This is a genomic window from Streptomyces sp. NPDC040432 (genome assembly GCF_055595445.1).
Genome location: NZ_JBVIVP010000021.1, coordinates 73,579 through 90,616, shown reverse-complemented (window position 1 = coordinate 90,616; position 17,038 = coordinate 73,579). Strand labels below are relative to the sequence as shown.

The 17,038-nt window shown below is 72.7% G+C and carries 14 protein-coding genes; 8 read left to right on the top strand and 6 right to left on the bottom strand.

Annotation, left to right across the window (positions count from 1 at the left end):
• The first annotated feature begins 126 nt into the window (after positions 1-126).
• The 4 genes from ACZ58N_RS30900 (at position 127) to ACZ58N_RS30885 (ending at position 5,454) form a co-directional block, all read left to right on the top strand.
• Positions 127-2,001, top strand: coding sequence for a DUF6777 domain-containing protein (locus ACZ58N_RS30900; protein ID WP_471166494.1), 1,875 nt, complete (start codon positions 127-129; stop codon positions 1,999-2,001).
• Positions 2,002-2,008: 7 nt separating this feature from the next.
• Positions 2,009-4,072 carry a SpoIIE family protein phosphatase gene (locus ACZ58N_RS30895; protein WP_471166608.1) on the top strand — a complete coding sequence of 688 codons (2,064 nt, stop codon included), beginning with the start codon at positions 2,009-2,011 and terminating at the stop codon, positions 4,070-4,072.
• A 114-nt stretch (positions 4,073-4,186) separates the two neighbouring features.
• On the top strand, positions 4,187-5,047 hold the full coding sequence (locus ACZ58N_RS30890) for an Fpg/Nei family DNA glycosylase (RefSeq protein ID WP_471166491.1): 861 nt from the start codon (positions 4,187-4,189) through the stop codon (positions 5,045-5,047).
• Between the two features lie 26 nt (positions 5,048-5,073).
• Positions 5,074-5,454 (top strand): hypothetical protein, encoded by a 381-nt coding sequence (locus ACZ58N_RS30885; protein ID WP_471166488.1) that lies wholly within the window; start codon positions 5,074-5,076, stop codon positions 5,452-5,454.
• A 63-nt stretch (positions 5,455-5,517) separates the two neighbouring features.
• On the opposite strand, the gene ACZ58N_RS30880 is transcribed toward ACZ58N_RS30885, so the two are convergent.
• Complete coding sequence (locus tag ACZ58N_RS30880; protein ID WP_471166606.1) at positions 5,518-5,982, bottom strand: hypothetical protein; 465 nt, start codon at positions 5,980-5,982, stop codon at positions 5,518-5,520.
• Between the two features lie 263 nt (positions 5,983-6,245).
• Entirely contained in the window at positions 6,246-6,779 is a 534-nt protein-coding gene (locus tag ACZ58N_RS30875; RefSeq protein WP_471166486.1) for a sigma-70 family RNA polymerase sigma factor, read from the bottom strand.
• 301 nt (positions 6,780-7,080) lie between these two features.
• Here ACZ58N_RS30875 and ACZ58N_RS30870 point away from each other — a divergent pair, with 301 nt between their 5' ends.
• Positions 7,081-8,295, top strand: a complete 1,215-nt coding sequence (locus ACZ58N_RS30870) for a CapA family protein (RefSeq protein ID WP_471166484.1) — start codon at positions 7,081-7,083, stop codon at positions 8,293-8,295.
• Positions 8,296-8,361: 66 nt separating this feature from the next.
• On the opposite strand, the gene ACZ58N_RS30865 is transcribed toward ACZ58N_RS30870, so the two are convergent.
• A complete protein-coding gene (locus ACZ58N_RS30865; RefSeq protein ID WP_389702168.1) occupies positions 8,362-8,823 on the bottom strand; it encodes a universal stress protein in 462 nt (153 codons plus the stop codon).
• Between the two features lie 60 nt (positions 8,824-8,883).
• On the opposite strand from ACZ58N_RS30865, the gene lysX reads away from it, so the two are divergent.
• Both lysX and ACZ58N_RS30855 read left to right on the top strand, forming a co-directional pair.
• Positions 8,884-12,195, top strand: coding sequence for a bifunctional lysylphosphatidylglycerol synthetase/lysine--tRNA ligase LysX (lysX, locus tag ACZ58N_RS30860; RefSeq protein ID WP_471166482.1), 3,312 nt, complete (start codon positions 8,884-8,886; stop codon positions 12,193-12,195).
• A gap of 70 nt (positions 12,196-12,265) precedes the next feature.
• Positions 12,266-13,150 carry a polysaccharide deacetylase family protein gene (locus ACZ58N_RS30855; protein ID WP_471166480.1) on the top strand — a complete coding sequence of 295 codons (885 nt, stop codon included), beginning with the start codon at positions 12,266-12,268 and terminating at the stop codon, positions 13,148-13,150.
• A gap of 136 nt (positions 13,151-13,286) precedes the next feature.
• On the opposite strand, the gene ACZ58N_RS30850 is transcribed toward ACZ58N_RS30855, so the two are convergent.
• The gene (locus tag ACZ58N_RS30850; protein ID WP_471166478.1) at positions 13,287-13,952 is read right to left on the bottom strand and encodes a class F sortase; all 666 of its coding nucleotides are present in this window, start codon (positions 13,950-13,952) and stop codon (positions 13,287-13,289) included.
• 353 nt (positions 13,953-14,305) lie between these two features.
• Between ACZ58N_RS30850 and ACZ58N_RS30845 the strand changes: the two genes are divergently transcribed.
• Complete coding sequence (locus ACZ58N_RS30845; protein WP_281210216.1) at positions 14,306-14,806, top strand: hypothetical protein; 501 nt, start codon at positions 14,306-14,308, stop codon at positions 14,804-14,806.
• A 349-nt stretch (positions 14,807-15,155) separates the two neighbouring features.
• On the opposite strand, the gene ACZ58N_RS30840 is transcribed toward ACZ58N_RS30845, so the two are convergent.
• Positions 15,156-15,953 (bottom strand): hypothetical protein, encoded by a 798-nt coding sequence (locus tag ACZ58N_RS30840; RefSeq protein ID WP_471166475.1) that lies wholly within the window; start codon positions 15,951-15,953, stop codon positions 15,156-15,158.
• A 220-nt stretch (positions 15,954-16,173) separates the two neighbouring features.
• Entirely contained in the window at positions 16,174-16,944 is a 771-nt protein-coding gene (locus ACZ58N_RS30835; RefSeq protein ID WP_471166473.1) for a bestrophin-like domain, read from the bottom strand.
• Positions 16,945-17,038: the final 94 nt, after the last annotated feature.

The following is a 17,038-nucleotide window of genomic DNA, read 5'->3' as shown; positions in this document are numbered from 1 at the left end:
TTCCTTGAACATGTTCAAGACTGTGGGTGCGGAGTGTCGGCTCCCCCCGCGCGGCGCTCCACTTGCGGTGCTCCGGAACATGCGGCAGACAGGAGAAGACAAACCGGGGCGAACAGGGAGATCAGCGTGAAAGACGTGAATGACGTGCCCGCACCGATGACATCCCGTCAGACGTCGCGCCGTCACGTACCGACCTGCACAACCCTCTTCGCCCTCGTCGGACTGCTCGCCGCAGGATGCACGGGCTCGCCGCCCGAGCTGACGAAGGGTCCGGCCGCGGAGAGCAAGGAGGTCCAGTTGCAGCCCGTCGGCGCCGCCGGCCCCGCGCCCTTCACGGCCTCCTTCGCCACCCGGGAGTCGGCCCCGGTCCAGCCGCCGCTGCCGAACCGCAGCGGTCGGGGCATCCGTACGATCGGCGCGGGCACCCCCGGCCTCTACGGCGGCACGCAGCGGTTCGGCAGCTGTGACGTGGAACGGCAGGTCGGCTTCCTCGTCGCCGACGAGGCCAGGGGGCGTGCCTTCGCCTCCGTCGCCGGAGTGGAACAGGCCAAGCTCCCCGACTTCCTGCGCGGGCTCACCCCGGTGGTGCTCCGCGCCGACACCCGGGTCACCAGCCACGGGTTCAAGGACGGCCACCCCGAGGACTTCCAGGCCGTCCTCCAGGCCGGCACGGCCGTGCTCGTCGACGAGCACGGCATGCCGCGGGTCCGCTGCGGCTGCGGCAACCCGCTCGTCGCGCCGCGCTCCGCGAACGGCAGCCCGGTGATCAAGGGCGATCCCTGGCAGGGCTACCAGGCCAACCAGGTCGTCGTCGTCGAACCGAGCGCCCGCCCCCTGGCGAACCTGCTCATCGTCAACATGGCCGACAACACCTGGATCGAGCGCCGGACCGGGGACGACGGCGCCCAGGACCGGACACCGCGCGTGCTGCCGCCCTACGACCCGGCCGACGGCATCCCCGACGGGCCCGCCGACGCGCCGGGGACGGCCTCCGACCCCTGCACCGCGGCCGATTCCCACAGCCTGGAGCGCACCAAGCCGCCGGTGTCCCCTTCGGCGCCGCCCGCCGGGCCTCCCTCCGACCTCACCGGGGACCTGCCGTGGGACGTGCCGTCCGACGTGACCGGGGGTGCCGGGGGGAGCCTGCCGTCCGACCCGGCCGCCGGGGTGCCGCAGGCCGGGCCCGACCACTTCGCGGACGACCTCGCCGGCGGCCCGCTCGACGGCCCCGTCGACGACTTCACCGCGGACGACCTCGGCGGCGACCTCCCCACGGATTTCAGCGCCGACCTCTACACGGAGTCCGGCACCGGGACGACCGGCAGCGGCCTCGGCGCCGGCGCCACCGGAACCGGCCCGGGCGGTGCCCCGGCCGCTGACCTGCCCGCTGACCTGTTCGGCGACCTGTCCGGCGCCCCGGCCGGTGACCTGTCCGGTGGTGCGCCCCTCGATCTGCTGCCCGACACCTCGACGGGCGTCTCCTCCGGCGTCCCGGGCGCCCCCGGCCCGCTCGCCGACGGGTCCTCCGGCGTCCCGGGCGGTGCCCCCGGCGGCGTCCCGGGCGGCGTCCCCGGCGACGGGGCGGCCGGTGTGCCCACCGACCCGTCCGCAGACCTGCCCCTCGCGGGCCAGCAGTCGCAGCTGCCGGGCGCCGGCGCGGCCGTCCCGTGCCCGCCGGCCGCGGACGTCCCGCCCGGCAAGCCCTCGCAGCCGCCCGTGAACCCGCAGCAGCCGGTGACCCCGCAGGCGCCCGGGACGCCGTCCCCGGCCCGGCCGGCGGATCCTGCGGACCCCGCGCCGAACGCACCCGGGGACGCATCCGGCGACGTACGGTCCGAGCAGCTCCCGCAGAGCCCGGACGGCGATGCCGCCCTGCCCGGATACCCCGAAGAGGACGCCCTGCAGGACATGCTCGACCCGTTCCTGCCCGACCTCCCGTACGACGTCCCGGACCCGCTGACCGGGGGGTTCGAGGACCCGCAGTACCTGGAGAGCGCCTGACCCCCGGCTGTGTCATGGTGGATCGGTGTCGAGCACCACATCGCTGCCGGACGATTGGCCCGCACACGCGGACCGGTCGCTGTCACTGAACCGGATGGGCAGTTTCGACTGGGATCTGGTCACCGGCCTCATGCACCTGGACTCAGCCGCCCTCGAAGTCTTCGACACCACCCCCGACGCCTACGACGGACGGCCCGAATCCCTCTCCCCGCGCGTCCCGCCGGCCGAATCCACCCGGCTGGACGCGCTGGTCTCCAGCGCCCTCAAGAGCGGTGTCGACAGCTACGGAGCCTATTTCCGGATCCGCTGCCGCGACGGCGAGCTCCGCTGGACCCACACCCAGGGCCGTGTCATGCGGGACCCCGACGGCCGCCCGTACCGGATCATCGGCATCGTCCGCGACGCCACGGAGGAACTCAGCCATTCCGCCGAACGCCTCGGACTGGACGACGAGCGCCGCCGCCAGACCTCCGTGGTCGAGAGCACCACGGCGGCGCTCGCGCACGCCCGGACCGTCAAGGACGTCATCGACGCCCTGGGCGACGCCCACGGCCTGGAACGCCTCGGCTCGATGGGCATGGTCATGGGTCTCGTCGAGGCGGGCCGCATCCACCTGGTGGCCGAAGGTCCCCAGGGCAGTTTCGTGCCCGGCACCCGCTACACCCGCATCGACGAGCCGTACCCGATGAGCGAGGTCGTCCGCTCGCTCCAGCCGCGCTTCCTCGACTCGGCGGAGGAGTTCGCCCACGGCTACCCGGGGCTCTGGGCGAAGATCTCCCCGATGCGGATCTCCGCCGCCGCCTACCTCCCGCTGATCGCGCAGGCCCGCCCGATCGGCGCCATCGGACTCCTCTACCAGGACAAGGACGGCTTCACCCAGGACGAGCGGAACCTGCTGGTGGCCCTGGGCAGCAGCATCGCGCAGAGCCTCCAACGGGCCATGCTGCTGGAACAGGAACACGACCTCGCCGAGGGACTCCAGCAGGCCATGCTGCCACGACGCATCCCGGCCGTCCCCGGCGCCCGGATCGCCGTCCGCTACCGCTCCGCACGGATGGGCCAGGACATCGGCGGCGACTGGTACGACGTCATCCCGCTGCCGGGCGGCCGGGTGGGCGCCGTCATCGGAGACGTCCAGGGCCACGATACGCACGCGGCCGCCGTGATGGGCCAGCTCAGGATCGTCCTGCGCGCGTACGCCGCCGAGGGCCACTCGCCCGCGACCGTGATGGCGAGGGCGTCCGTCTTCCTGCACGAGCTGGACACCGACCGCTTCGCGACCTGTACGTACGTGGAGGCCGACCTCTCCACCGGGGTCCTCCAGCTGGTGCGCGCCGGCCACCTGGACCCGCTGCTGCGCACCAGCGACGGGGACTGCCGACGGCTGCCGGTGGAGGGCGGGATGCCGCTCGGCCTGTCGGCGGAGTTCGGCCGGCTGGAGTACGCGGTCACCACGGTGGAACTGGATCCTGGAGAAACGCTCCTGCTGTGCACCGACGGGCTCGTGGAACAGCCCGGCGCCGACCTCGACGACGGCATACGGTTCCTCACCTCCCTGATCCGCAACGGCCCCGCCGACCTGCAACTCCTCGCGGACCGGCTGTGCGAGGTCGTCGACGACCGGGGTGGCGACGACGACATGGCCCTGCTCCTGCTGCGCCGCCAGGGCGAGGAGGCCCCGAAGGGCGGCGGCCGGCTCCAGCAGCACGTGGCCCCCGGGGACCCCGAAGCCCTCGTGGCCGCCCGGCACATGATCGGCGCGGCGGTCCGGGCGTGGGGTGCGCGGAACAGGGCCGACGAAATCGAACTCGTCGCGGACGAACTCATCGTGAACGCCCTCATGCACACCGACGGGCCGGCCATCGTCACCCTGCGCGTGCTGAGCGGCCCCGAGCGGCGGCTGCGCGTGGAGGTCGAGGACCGCTCCAGCGCCCTCCCCAGGCGCCGCGAGGCGGGCGAGTCCGGCGTGTCGGGCCGCGGCCTGATGCTCGTCGACCGGCTCGCGGACCTCTGGGGCGTGGAGCCCCGGGGCAGCGGCAAATGCGTGTGGTGCGAGTTCGTGATGTCCTGACCTGCCGGCTGGATTCCGCCTCCGCCGGGCAGGACGACGATCCCCGCCGAACGCCTCCCGGCGAGGCGAGCGGTCCGGGTCGCGGATCGGGCGGGGTGGCGGCAGGCTGGGGGAATGCCGGAGCTGCCCGAGGTCGAGGCCCTGCGGGGGTTCCTCGACGAGCACCTCGCCGGGCGGGTGGTGGAGCGCGTCCTCCCGCTCGCGGTCAGCGTGCTCAAGACGTACGACCCGCCGCCCACCGCCCTGGAAGGGCTGACGGCCGGGCCCACCGCCCGCCACGGCAAGTTCCTCGCCCTGCGGATCGGCGACCTCCACCTCGTCACCCACTTGGCCCGGGCCGGCTGGCTGCACTGGCGGGACGCGTTTCCCGCGCAGCCGCCCCGGCCGGGCAAGGGGCCGCTCGCCCTGCGCGTCGTACTGGAAGGGGGCGGAGGCTTCGACCTCACCGAGGCGGGTACCCAGAAGCGCCTCGCGGTGTACGTCGTGCGTGACCCCCGGGAGGTCCCGGGCATCGCCCGGCTCGGCCCCGACCCGCTCGGGGAGGGCTTCGACCGCGACGCCTTCGCCGCACTTCTGGCGGGGGAGCGCCGGCAGATCAAGGGCGTGCTGCGCGACCAGTCCGTCATCGCCGGGATCGGCAACGCCTACAGCGACGAAATCCTGCACGAGGCCCGCGTCTCGCCGTTCAAACTGGCGGCCTCCTTCGACGAGGACCAGGTCACGCACCTGTACGAGGCCGTGCGGGACACCCTGGGCGCGGCGGTCGAGCGTGCCCACGGGGTCGCGGCGGGGAAGCTGAAGGCGGAGAAGAAGAGCGGGCTGCGGGTCCACGGCCGGGAGGGCGAACCCTGCCCGGTGTGCGGGGACACGGTCCGTTCCGTGTCGTTCGCGGACTCCTCGCTCCAGTACTGCCCCACTTGCCAGACCGGCGGAAAGCCCCTCGCGGACCGCAGGCTCTCCCGCCTCCTCAAGTAGCGGGGCACTGCGTAGACTCCGGCACCATGGCCGACCCGCAGCACCCGCCCCGGCGGGAGACCGTCACCGGCGTGCCCCGGGGGACCCGTCGCCGGCCGCCCGCGTACGCCCCGGCCTGCTCGGAGATCTCCGAGCACACCACACTGGGCACGACCTACGTGCGGGCCCTGATGCGCAGCCAACTGCGGTCCGGACTGGGCGCGCTCGCGGTGCTCACGCTGCTGCTGGTGCTGCTGCCGCCGGTGTTCCTGCTCCCGCGGTCGACGGCCGGCCCGCTGGTCTGGATCGCGCTCGGCCTGGCCGCGTACCCGGTGATGTGGCTGATCGCCCGCTGGTACGTGACCCGGGCCGAGCGCAACGAGGCCGATTTCACCGGGTTGGTGACCGACCCGGCCGACACGGCCTGAGGGACGACCGGGCGCCCGCGCCGGCAGGAGCACCCTGCGGGGCGTCGCGGGGGCGGACGGACCCTAGAACAGGTGCATCGCCAAGTGCCCCAGGGGAAGGCCCAGTTGCCAGGCGGGCGTCCAGACGCGGACGTTCTCGTCCAGCCCCGGCGGGGTGTCCGTGTGACCGTGGCGGGCGGGGTCGATGTTGGTGGCGAACAGCTCGGTGTGGTCGAGCCAGCGCCAGGCCGCGCGGGCCAGTTCGAGGTCGGGGTCCTCCGCGTCGCCGCGTTCGCGGGCATCCTCGCCCAGCGCCAGGAACCGGGTGTGGACCCAGTCGCGCCAGGGGTGCCCGTAGGCGGTCAGGGACAGCCACTCGTCGAGCTGCGAGACCACCCGGATGCCGGAGAGCTCACCGGCCGCGTCCGAAAGGTAGATCGTCAACGCGAGAGTGTCGCGTCCGGCGCGGAACTCCAGGGTGCTGACCGGGATCAGCCGGCCCGTGCGCAGCAGCTCGTCGGCGATGTACTCCGCGTAGAGCCACGCCATGGGCACTGCCAGTCCGCCGTCACTGGTGCCGTTCGAACCCTCGGGCTGCACCGTTCCACCTCTCCGTGCGTCGAGCTTCCGCCGTCACCCCTGAGCCTTCACCGCACGACTCGTGGAGCGGGGGATGTTTACTCAACTTGAACGCTCTGATGCCGCAATCGATGCGTTACCTGTCCGGTTCGTGCGCATGACGGACGATCCTTGAGAGTTTCTCCGGTGCCCTTCGAGGGGTGGCGGTCCGTGGAAGTCGTGCGGCCCGGGCATCAGGCGCCGAGGCCGTACCCCTGGAGTCCCTTCCGGAGGGCACGGAGGGCGTAATACGTACGGGATTTGACCGTTCCGGCCGGAATGCCGAGCTCCGCGGCGGCCTCGGCCACCGAGCGGTCCTGGAAGTAGACCTGCACGAGCACGTCCCGGTGCTCGGGTCCCAGACTGCCGACGGCGCGCCGGACGTCGATCGCGGTGACCGAGCCCGCCACCGCGTCCTGGGGTTCCGGCGCGTGCTCCAGACCGTGCGGGTCGACCTCCTGCGGGCGGGACAGGCGGGCCCGGCGGGCGTCGATCGCCAGCCGCCGCGCGACCGTGAACAGCCAGGGCCGCATGGACTCGTGGCCGCTGGTCAGCACCTCCGGGTGCTGCCAGGCCCGTACGAGGGTCTCCTGGACGAGGTCCTCGGCGCGCTGGGCGTCCCCCGCCGTGAGGCCGAGCAGGAAACCGAACACGGCCCGTCCGTGATCGCGCTGGAGTTCGGCGAGAGCCTCGGGTTCCGTGTGCTGGAGGGTGGGGGAGGGCGGCACGATCGGCTCCTTCCGGGGGGCCGCTGGGGTCTCGGCTCCCGCTTCGGGGACCGACCCGCTCACCCTGACCTGCACGGAGCCCGCCCGGAACCGTCCGGTGCCGCCGTTGCGCCCAAGCACCCGGGTCATCCGGTGGGCGGCCGAGGCGCACGACGAACGGTCGAACGGCGCGGCGAACGGGCGGGGGGCCGACGGGGTGGGCCGGCTCGGGCGGACGGCACTGTTCCTTGACTTCGCGCTTCTTCTCCTATGGATTGCGGATCAGATGATCCGATAGTCATACAAAAGGGAGCCGGCGAAGATGAGCACACGCACCCGACGGGCACTCGCACTCCTCTCCGCCCTCCTGCTGCCGGCGGCGGCCGCCGGCTGCTCCACCGGGGGACCCGCCCCGGCCCGTACCGGCGCCAGTGCCGCCGGCCCGTCCGCCGGTACGCCCGCCCCCACCGGAACCGCGGCCCCCGGCGCCACCGAGAAGGGATTCACCCTGGTGGCCAGCGGCGACGTACTGCCGCACACCTCGGTCATCAAGCGGGCGGCGACGGACGCCGCGGGCGACGGCTGGGACTTCCGCCCCATGTTCTCCGCGGTGAAGCCGGTGGTCTCGGCCGCGGACCTCGCGCTGTGCCACATGGAGACGATCTACGGTGAGGACGGCGGACCGTTCAGCGGCTATCCGGCCTTCGTCTCCCCGCCCGAGGTCGCCGACGGGCTGAAGGACGCCGGGTACGACGGCTGCTCCACGGCCTCCAACCACACCCTCGACGACGGGGCGGACGGCATCCGGCGCACCCTCGACAGGTTCGACAAGGTAGGGCTCGGTCATGCGGGCTCCGCGCGCACGGCCACCGAGGCCGCCGGTACGACGATGTACCGGGCCGGGCCCGCCAAGGTCGCGCACCTCGCCTACACCTACGACACCAACGGCCACCCGATGCCGGACGGCCAACCGTGGGCGGTCAACGAGATGAAGCAGGACCGGATCGTCGCCGACGCCAGGGCCGCCCGCAAGGCCGGCGCGGACGTGGTCCTGGTCAGCCTCCACTGGGGGACCGAGTGGGAGACCGATCCCGACGAGACGCAGCTCTCGCTGGGGAAGGCACTGACCGCCTCGCAGACCGGAGGCAGGCCCGACATCGACATGATCCTGGGAACGCACGCACACGTACCGCAGGCCTACGAGAAGGTCAACGGCACCTGGATCGTCTACGGGATGGGGGACCAGGTCGCCGGCGAGATGTTCAACCACTCGGGCGCGCGCGACCTGCGCGGCAACTACGGCTCGATCGGCCGCTTCACCTTCGCCCCGCCCGCCGCGCCCGGGCAGCGCTGGCAGGTGACGAAGGCCGAGTTCATCCCACAGATGATGGACCTCGGCCCGGGCCGGGTGGTCAACCTCCCCGCGGCCCTCGCGGAGGATCCCGACCGCGGCGACTACGAGGAGGCCCAGGAGGCCGTCACCGAGGCCGTCCTCGGCCGCGGCGCCGCCAAGGACGGCCTGAAACCGGCCCGCTGACGTCTCCGGCCGCGGCACCGCGCCGACGACGACGGCCGGGAACCCGTACGCCGGCGCACCACCCGACTACGGCACCACGGTCACCGGCCAGCGGCCCGCCTTGACCAGACGGACGGCGACCGAGCCGACGATGCGGTGGCCCGCCCGCTCGGAGGCGCCCACGACGACGGCGTCCGCCGTCAGCTCGTCGGCGGCGCTCACGAGGCCGGCGTACGGGTCCCCGCGGAACGTGTGGAACTGCCAGCGGACGTCGAAGACGCCCTTCAGGCGCTCCGCGGCGTCGCGGATCTCGGCGACGATGCCCTCCGCGATCTCCCCGGTGGTGTCGGCGACGGGCGCACCCATCGAGGCCCCGGCCGGGAGGACGGGCTGGACGTACACGAGGGCGAGGAGGGCGTTCTGGCGGCGGGCGAGGCCGGCGGCGTACGCGGCGGCCCGCAAGGAGGAGTCGGAACCGTCAACTCCGGCAAGGATGACCTTCGGGCCGTCGGTGCCGCGCTCGAATCCCGTGTTCACGTGCTCTGTCACCCTCCCGAGGCTAGCGGGCTCGCCGCGCGGACCGGCGCGGCCCTCCCTACAGTGCGAACCATGAGTGCCACCGTGGAGGAGACCCGTGGGACCGGCAGGGCCGGCGGCCGGTTCCTGAGCCGGGTACCGGACGCCTTCGGCGCGTTCTTCGGAACGCTCGGGCTGCTGTGCGCCCTGCTGGCCCTCTCCCCGACGCTGAGACGGCTGCTGAGGCCCGTGGTCCGCTTCCTGGACCAGTTCGTGGTGCCCGTCAGCGAGAACCTCGCGTACGCCGTGTTCCTCTTCCTGCTGGCCGCCGCCCTCGGCACCCGCAAGAAGATCGCCTGGTGGATCGTCGTCACCTATCTGGCCCTGCTGATCCTGGTCGACGTACTGATCATCGCCGACGGGGACTACTGGGTCGGCGGTCCCTCCCTGTTCGTCGCCGTCGCCGCCATGATCATCCTCATCGCGGCGCGCGGCGAGTTCTACGCCGCGTCCCGACACGGCGCCGTCTGGCGCGCGATGCTCGTGCTCGGCCTCGGACTGCTCGCCGCGGTCCTCGTCGGGTGGGGGCTCGTCGCGCTGTTCCCCGGGACCCTGCCCAGGGGACAGTGGCTGGACTGGGCCGCGAAGCAGGTGTTCGGCGGCCTCTTCTCCGCCCGACAGTTCGACGGGCGCCCGCCCCGCCCCCTGTACTTCCTCCTCGGCCTCTTCGGCGCCCTCGCCCTGCTGAACGCGGCCACGACCCTGTTCCGTTCCCAACGACTCACCGCCGCCCTGCACGGCGATGAGGAGCCCCGCATCCGGGCCCTCCTCGGCGCGTACGGCCGCAACGACTCCCTCGGCTACTTCGCGACCCGGCGCGACAAGGCCGTCGTCTTCGCCCCGAACGGCAAGGCGGCGGTGACGTACCGGGTGGAGGCCGGGGTCTGCCTGGCGAGCGGCGACCCGGTGGGCGACCCCGCCGCCTGGACCCCCGCCGTCGACGCCTGGCTGGCCGTGGCCCGCCGCTACGGCTGGCAGCCCGCCGTGATGGGCGCCTCCGAGGATGGCGCGACCGCCTACGCCCGGTCCGGGCTCAGCGCGCTCCAGCTCGGCGACGAGGCGATCCTGCAGGTCGCCCACTTCGACCTCGACGGCCGGGACATGCGGGTCACCCGGCAGGCCGTGAACCGGGTCCGACGGGCGGGGGCCACCACCCTCATCCGCCGCCACTCGGCGCTGTCCGAGGACGAGATGCAGATGATCGTCGACCGGGCCGACCGCTGGCGCGACACCGAGACGGAACGCGGCTTCTCCATGGCCCTCGACCGGCTGGGGGACCGCGCCGACGGTGACTGCCTGCTGGTCGAGGCCTTCGACGCGCAGGGCGAGCTGATCGCCCTGCTGTCCTTCGTCCCCTGGGGGAAGGACGGCATCTCCCTCGACCTGATGCGCCGGGACCGGTCCGCCCCGAACGGCGTCATGGAGTTCATGGTCGCGCAGCTGTGCGCCGCCGCCCCCGGCCTGGGCGTGCGCCGGATCTCCCTGAACTTCGCGGTGTTCCGCTCCGCCTTCGAGGAGGGCGGTCGGATCGGCGCCGGCCCGGTCCTGAAACTGTGGCGCAAGCTGCTCCTGTTCTTCTCCCGCTGGTGGCAGCTGGAGGCGCTGTACCGCTCGAACGTCAAGTACGGCCCCGAGTGGTACCCCCGGTTCCTCTGCTACCAGGACGCCGGATCACTCGCCCGGGTCAGCCTCGCCTCCGGCATCGCGGAGGGCTTCGTCTCCGTACCGAGCCTGCGTACCCTGTGGGGCAACGGCCACCCCAGGGGCCTCACCAACCCCGCCACCACCGAGGGGCTGCCGTCCATCGACTCCATGGGCCTGGACCTCGTGGGCGAGGACGGCGATGGCCCCCGGGCCGAGCGGCTGCCCGACCAGGTCCGGGTACGGCACGCCAAGATGGAGCGGATCCGGGCGAGCGGCACCGACCCGTACCCGGTCGGGATCCGGCAGCGCACCCACACCGTCGCCCAGCTGAAGGCCGCCCACCCCGGCTACCCGCCGGGAGCCCGCACCGGCGAACAGGTCACCCTCGCCGGACGGGTGATGGTCGTGCGCGACCTCGGCGGCGTGGTCTTCGCCGTACTGCGCGACTGGACCGGCGACACCCAGCTGATGTTCACCCGGGACGAGGCCGGGCCCGGGGCGCTGGAGTCCTTCACCGCACAGGTCGACTTCGGCGACCACGTGGTGGCGAGCGGCGAGGTCGGCACCAGCCGGTCCGGCGAACTGTCCCTGGTCGTCTCCGACTGGCAGCTCACCGGCAAGTGCCTGCGTCCCCTCCCGGACAAGCGCAAGGGTCTCGCCGACCCGGAGGCACGGGTCCGGCGCCGCTATCTCGACCTCGTCGCGAGCCCCGAGGCCCGCGACGTCGTACGGGCCCGGTCCGGCGCGGTGCAGGCCCTGCGGCAGGGGCTGCTGGACCGCGGCTACCTGGAGGTCGAGACGCCGATGCTCCAGCAGATCCACGGCGGCGCGAACGCCAGACCGTTCCGCACGCACATCAACGCCTACGACCTCGACCTCTACCTGCGCATCGCACCCGAGCTCTACCTCAAGCGACTGTGCGTCGGCGGCATGGAGAAGGTCTTCGAGATGGGACGCACCTTCCGCAACGAGGGCGTCTCCTACAAGCACAACCCCGAGTTCACGATGCTGGAGGCCTACCAGGCCTTCGCCGACTACGACGTCATGCTCGACCTCACCCGCGAACTCATCCAGGGGGCCGCGACCGCGGCCTACGGTTCGCCGATCGCCCACAAGGCGGGCCCCGACGGGAAGCTCGTCGTACACGACATCTCCGGCCTGTGGCCCGTCAAGACCATGTACGGCGCGATCAGTGAGGCCCTGGGCGAGGAGGTCGACGCGGACACCGAGGAGGACGTGCTGCGCCGACTCTGCGACCGGGCCAAGGTGCCGCACGCGCCGGAGGACACCCGCGGCGACGTGGTCCTGGAGATGTACGAGCGGCTGGTCGAGGAACGCACCCAGCTGCCCACCTTCTACAAGGACTTCCCGACCGACGTCTCCCCGCTCACCCGGCAGCACCGCAAGGACCCGAGGCTCGCCGAACGCTGGGACCTGGTGGCCTTCGGAACCGAACTCGGCACCGCTTACTCGGAGTTGACCGATCCCGTCGAGCAGCGCCGTCGCCTCACCGCGCAGTCCCTGCTCGCGGCGGGCGGCGACCCGGAGGCCATGGAACTCGACAACGACTTCCTGGACGCCCTGGAGTACGCCATGCCGCCGACCGGCGGCCTGGGCATCGGCGTCGACCGCCTGGTCATGTTCCTGACGGGCCTGACGATCCGGGAGACGCTCCCCTTCCCCCTGGTGCGGCGCGGCTGAACGGGTGAGCGAACGGGGGTGCGTCCGCGCCTCTCGACATCTGCCGGGATGTCGTTGATACGTAGTAATAATGAAAAATGACGAGCCGACAGTAGGGCGACGCGTGCTCCTGCGCACCGCCGTCTTCCTCGGAATCGCCGCCGCGTCCACCCTGGTCACGGCCGGCGAGTCACAGACCCCGCTCCCCGGCACGGCCGGCCCCACCCCGGCCGGGGGCCCGCCGCCCGTCGGCGCCGCGGGAGCGCCCGGGCTGCGCCCCGCCGGACCGCCCGAAAAGTCCTACCGGCTCAGGCCCATGACCGCCGAGGCACCCGCGCGGCCACCCCTCGTGAAACCCGCGGTCCGGGCCCGGCCCATCCTCGGACTGCCCGACGACGCGGCCCACGCCAGCGCCATGGCCCTCACCTTCGACGACGGCCCCGACCCCCGCTACACCCCCGCCATCCTCGACACCCTCGCCCGGTACCAGGTCCGCGCCACGTTCTTCGTCTGCGGGGAGATGGCCACCGACAACCGCGACCTGCTGCGCAGGATGGTCACCGAGGGGCACGTCATCGGCAACCACACATGGACACACCCGCTCATCCCCAAGCTCAGCCGCCCCGCCCTGCTCTCCGAGATCGGTCGCACCAGCGAGGTCGTCCAACAGACCATCGGAGAAGCGCCGTTGTGGTTTCGGGCGCCGTACGGGGCGTGGAACCGGGCCGCCTTCGAGATCGGTGCCGACCTCGGCATGGAGCCGCTCGCCTGGACCCTGGACACCCTCGACTGGAAGGAACCCGGGACGAGCGCCATCGTGTCCCGCGTCCAGGCCGGAGCCGGGCCCGGGGTGATCGTGCTGAACCACGACGCCGGCGGCAACCGCGCGCAGAGCGTCCAGGCCCTCGCCACCTACCTGCCCCAACTCCTGGCGCGCGGCTACCGGATGACCCTGCCCACACTGCCGCCCCGCTGAGGGGAACTCCCCCTGCGGGGCGGCGGGAAGGCATCGTGTCGGCGGATCCCGGCAACGGGTCCCCGGCGGACCCTTCGACGGACCCCGGCGACAGGGCCGCCGGAGGTTCCGTCGAAAGGGGGTGGCGGAAGATCCGTCAGCGGGAGGCCACCATCCTGGCGAAGACGACCACGTTCCCGTCGTAGCCCTTGTCCTTCGAGTAGCCGCCGCCACAGGTGATCACCCGCAGCTCCGGGTGCCCGGTGTCCCCGTACACCCGGGCACCGGGGAAGGACTCCTTGGAGAACACCTCCACGCCGTACACCTCGAACACGGCCGTGCGCCCGTCGTACCGTTCCACCTCGATCCGGCTGCCCGGCTTCGTCGACCCGAGGCCGTAGAAGACGGCCGGGCCCTGCGCGTTGTCCACGTGCCCCACGATCACCGCCGAACCCTGCTGGCCCGGCGAGATGCCGTTGAGGTACCAGCCGGCGAGGTTGCGGTCCTGCGGCGGAGGGGCGTCGATCCACCCCTGCGCGTCCAGCCCGACCGTCATCACCGGCGCGTCCACGTTGATCGAGGGCACCCGGATGCGCTGCACCGACGAGTGGTCCAGCACCTCCATGTCCGCCGGCGGCGTCGGCGGATTCGCCGGCAGCTGGTCCGGGCGCACGGCGACGGCCGCGGCGGCGGTGGGCTGCGGCGGCCCGTCCTCGATGTTCGCTCCGTTGCGCATCATGGCGAGGCCGCTGAGCATGACCAGCGCGAGCACGCCCCAGGGGGAACGTCTCCTCGGCCGCTGCTCACTCTCGTCCTCGGTCATGGCTCTCCCTTCCCGACGCGGGGGTCCCGACCCGCGTTCCAGTCCCACCCCTGTACGCCCTACTTCACGCACGCTAAGGGCGCTCGGTCGGGACGGCGATCGGGGAGGGGCGAACGGGTGGTGGGGCCGGAAGGGGTGCGCCCATCCAGGTAATCGTCACATAAATGCCTGACGCCCCGTGACCTGCGGATCCGTCAGATTCATTTCGCGTCCTTCGGCGTGTCGCTCAACCGGGCGGCCCAAAGGTGGACATGCGTCGGTTGCGGACCGGACCGAGGGTTCGTGATGGGAGGCGTTCTCGTCGATCTGCCCGGAGCCACCGCTCCGGGGCGCTTTCCGCTGGAGGTTCCACCATGCGTGTTTTCCGCGCTCTCACCGTGACCGCGGCTGCTTGCGCCGCGATCGGTCTCAGTGCCACGTCCGCCCACGCGAACCCGCAGGGTGGCGGCAGCGGGCCCAGCAACGTCACGGTCAACCCGTACTCCGTGCACCAGGGTGCTTCGATGCAGGTCAGCGCGGCCGGCTGCCGCAACGGCGGCACCGTCTGGTCGCACGGCAACTTTCCGCAGACGAACCTGTCGTCCGGCCCGATCGGCTTCGCCACCGTCCGGATCTTCAACCACGCCTCGCCGGGCCACCACACGCTGTCGGTCAAGTGCCACGACAACAACCTGGTCGCCACCCACCGCTTCACCATCCTCCCGGGCCGCGGTGCCCAGGGCGGCATCGGCGGGTCCTTCGGCCCGTCCGCCGCCGAGACGGCCATGGGCGCGGGTCTGATCGGTGCGGCGGCACTCGGCGCGGGCGTGCACGTCATGCGCCGTCGTCGTCCGGTCCCGGCGGGTCGGGCCTGACGGGGCCCACCGTACGGGGCGCGAGCCCACCCTGACGATCGCCGGTCGCCCCGGGCCCGCACGGGCCTCGGGGCGACCGGCGGTTCGCGGGGTGGGGCGGGCGCGGGTGGGGCGGAACGCGGTGTGGGTGCCCGTCGGTCGGGTGGGCCCCGACCGAATGCGGGGAGCGCCGATGAGCGTCGGGCCGTGCGCGGGGCGGTGTACGCGGTGCGGGACGGGCGGGCGTACGGGGTCGGTCGTGCGGTCCTGCGGATCGGGCCCGGCGGGGCGACCCCGCCGGGGGTGGTGAGGGACGTCCGGGTGCCGCGGGTCGTTCAGCGGGTCGTTCGGGGAGCCGTCGCGGTGGTGGTCAGTGACCGTTGGACGGCCGGCGGCGGCGCAGGGCGTACACGGCGCCCGCCGAAGCGATCAGGAAGAGACCCGCACCCGCGCCGAGTTCCAGCGGGTCCATCCCGGCGACGCTGCCGCCGAGCCCGCCCCGGACCCCGAGGCTGGCACCACCCGAGGCCGTGAGGTCGCCCGAGACGGTGCCCGTCGTGGCGCGCGCGGCCGACTCCGTGGTCGCACGGGGAACGGGTGCGGTGGTGGTGCGCGGGGGGACGGCGGCGGCCGTCGTGCGGGCCGGGGTCACCGTCGTGGCGCGCGGTGGGGACGCCGGCGTGGTGCGCGGCGGGGCCACCGCTGCCGCCGGGGAGGAGGCGGCCGGGGAGGAGGCCACCGAGGAGGCCGAGGGGGAGGTGCCCGTACGCGGGCCCGTGGTCGAGCTGGTGGTGGGCGTGCTCGTCGCGCCCGCGATCGTCACGTCGGCGGAGCCGGTCTCACCGTTGCAGGTGAAGGAGACGGAGTACTGGGCCCCTCGGCGGGCGTCGCCGTCCACGGTGACCGGGACGGTCTGCCCGCGTGCGATGCTCACGGTGTCGAAGATCCCGGAGGAGGCGGTGGCGAAGGCGGCGTCGCAGCCGGTGACCGAGAGCACCGTCCGTCCGCCGGGGGCGACCGTGGACGGGGTGATGGCGAAGCCGAACGAGGTGATGGGCGCCGCCTCCGCAGCGAGGGCTGCCGGCGCGCCGAATGCGCCGAGCGCGAAGAGCGCGCCTGTGGCGCCGGCGCTGAACAGGGTGGTGACGGAGCTGCGTATCGCACCCATGGCTGGTTTCTCCGGATCCCCGAGGAGCAGCCGCGCAGCGTTTCCGCACGTGAGGGGTCATGCACCTCGATGTCCGCCACGCTAGGTGCGGGTCCGGTGACCCGCGATCAGGAACGGGCGAATGGGGCATGGCGGTAGGCCGAACCGGGGACGGACGGCCCGTCCCCGGTTTGCCGACGTCCGCCCCCGGCGCCTGTTCTCCGGGCGCCCGGGGCGACCCTCAGTCCCCGAGTCCCAGATGCGGGAACTGTGCGAGGAAGGGCTCGGCGGTCGCCGAGATGCCCCGTCCGAAGGGTGCGTCGAAGTCCCAGATCAGGAACAGCAGGAAGGCGATCAGTGCGCTGAACAGGCCGGCCAGCAGCATTTCGCGGAACGAGCGGCGGATCTGCAGGGTGAAGATCAACCCCACGGTCACGAGTGCTCCCGCGATCAGCCCGAACCACACCACCCCCGGCATGGTGGCACCGGCGCTCTGCCCGCGTGAGTTGCGGGCGTCGTCCACCATGGCGGCCTGGTCGACCAGCGGCTGGTAGGCCTGTCCCTCGTGGTCGGTCTGTGGTTCGTAGTCCGTCACGTCCCGGCGGATGCGTTCCAACAGCTCGGTGCCGCGGTCGGTCAGTTCGCCGGTCTCGGCCATCTGCTTCCACTCCGTGTCCACCACGTACGTCACGTACGCGTCGACGTCCGAGCGGATCTTCTTGCGCACCTCGGCCGGGTAGACCTCCGAGCGGACGCTGATCTCGTGCAGGGCCTGGGCCTCCTGGCGGACGTATTCCTGGGCGGCCCCTCTGCCTTCCCAGACGCCGGCGATGGCGAGACCGAGCACGATGGCGTAGATCACCCCGATCATCATCGTCATGTACTCGATGACGTCCGGGGTTTCGTTCGGATCGTCGTCCTCGCCGATCCTGCGGTGGTTGAAGAAGGCGATGGAAAGGACCACGGCGCATGCCGCGGCCATCGCCAGGGACAGGACGAGCCATTCCGACAAGATGACTCCCAATCGGTGATCACGGGGAAGGAGGAACCTGCGCACCGGTGGTCCGGTGCGGTCGGCGCGGTCAGTGGGTCGCGCGCGGACAGCG

Bases quoted from the DNA above. Each gene is read 5' to 3' on its own strand.
- ACZ58N_RS30890 (WP_471166491.1), top strand. From the start codon at position 4,187: ATGCCGGAGCTGCCCGAGGTCGAGGCCCTGCGGGGGTTCCTCGACGAG.
- ACZ58N_RS30885 (WP_471166488.1), top strand. From the start codon at position 5,074: ATGGCCGACCCGCAGCACCCGCCCCGGCGGGAGACCGTCACCGGCGTG.
- ACZ58N_RS30880 (WP_471166606.1), bottom strand. From the start codon at position 5,982: ATGGCGTGGCTCTACGCGGAGTACATCGCCGACGAGCTGCTGCGCACG.
- ACZ58N_RS30870 (WP_471166484.1), top strand. From the start codon at position 7,081: ATGAGCACACGCACCCGACGGGCACTCGCACTCCTCTCCGCCCTCCTG.
- lysX (WP_471166482.1), top strand. From the start codon at position 8,884: ATGAGTGCCACCGTGGAGGAGACCCGTGGGACCGGCAGGGCCGGCGGC.
- ACZ58N_RS30855 (WP_471166480.1), top strand. From the start codon at position 12,266: ATGAAAAATGACGAGCCGACAGTAGGGCGACGCGTGCTCCTGCGCACC.
- ACZ58N_RS30850 (WP_471166478.1), bottom strand. From the start codon at position 13,952: ATGACCGAGGACGAGAGTGAGCAGCGGCCGAGGAGACGTTCCCCCTGG.
- ACZ58N_RS30845 (WP_281210216.1), top strand. From the start codon at position 14,306: ATGCGTGTTTTCCGCGCTCTCACCGTGACCGCGGCTGCTTGCGCCGCG.
- ACZ58N_RS30840 (WP_471166475.1), bottom strand. From the start codon at position 15,953: ATGGGTGCGATACGCAGCTCCGTCACCACCCTGTTCAGCGCCGGCGCC.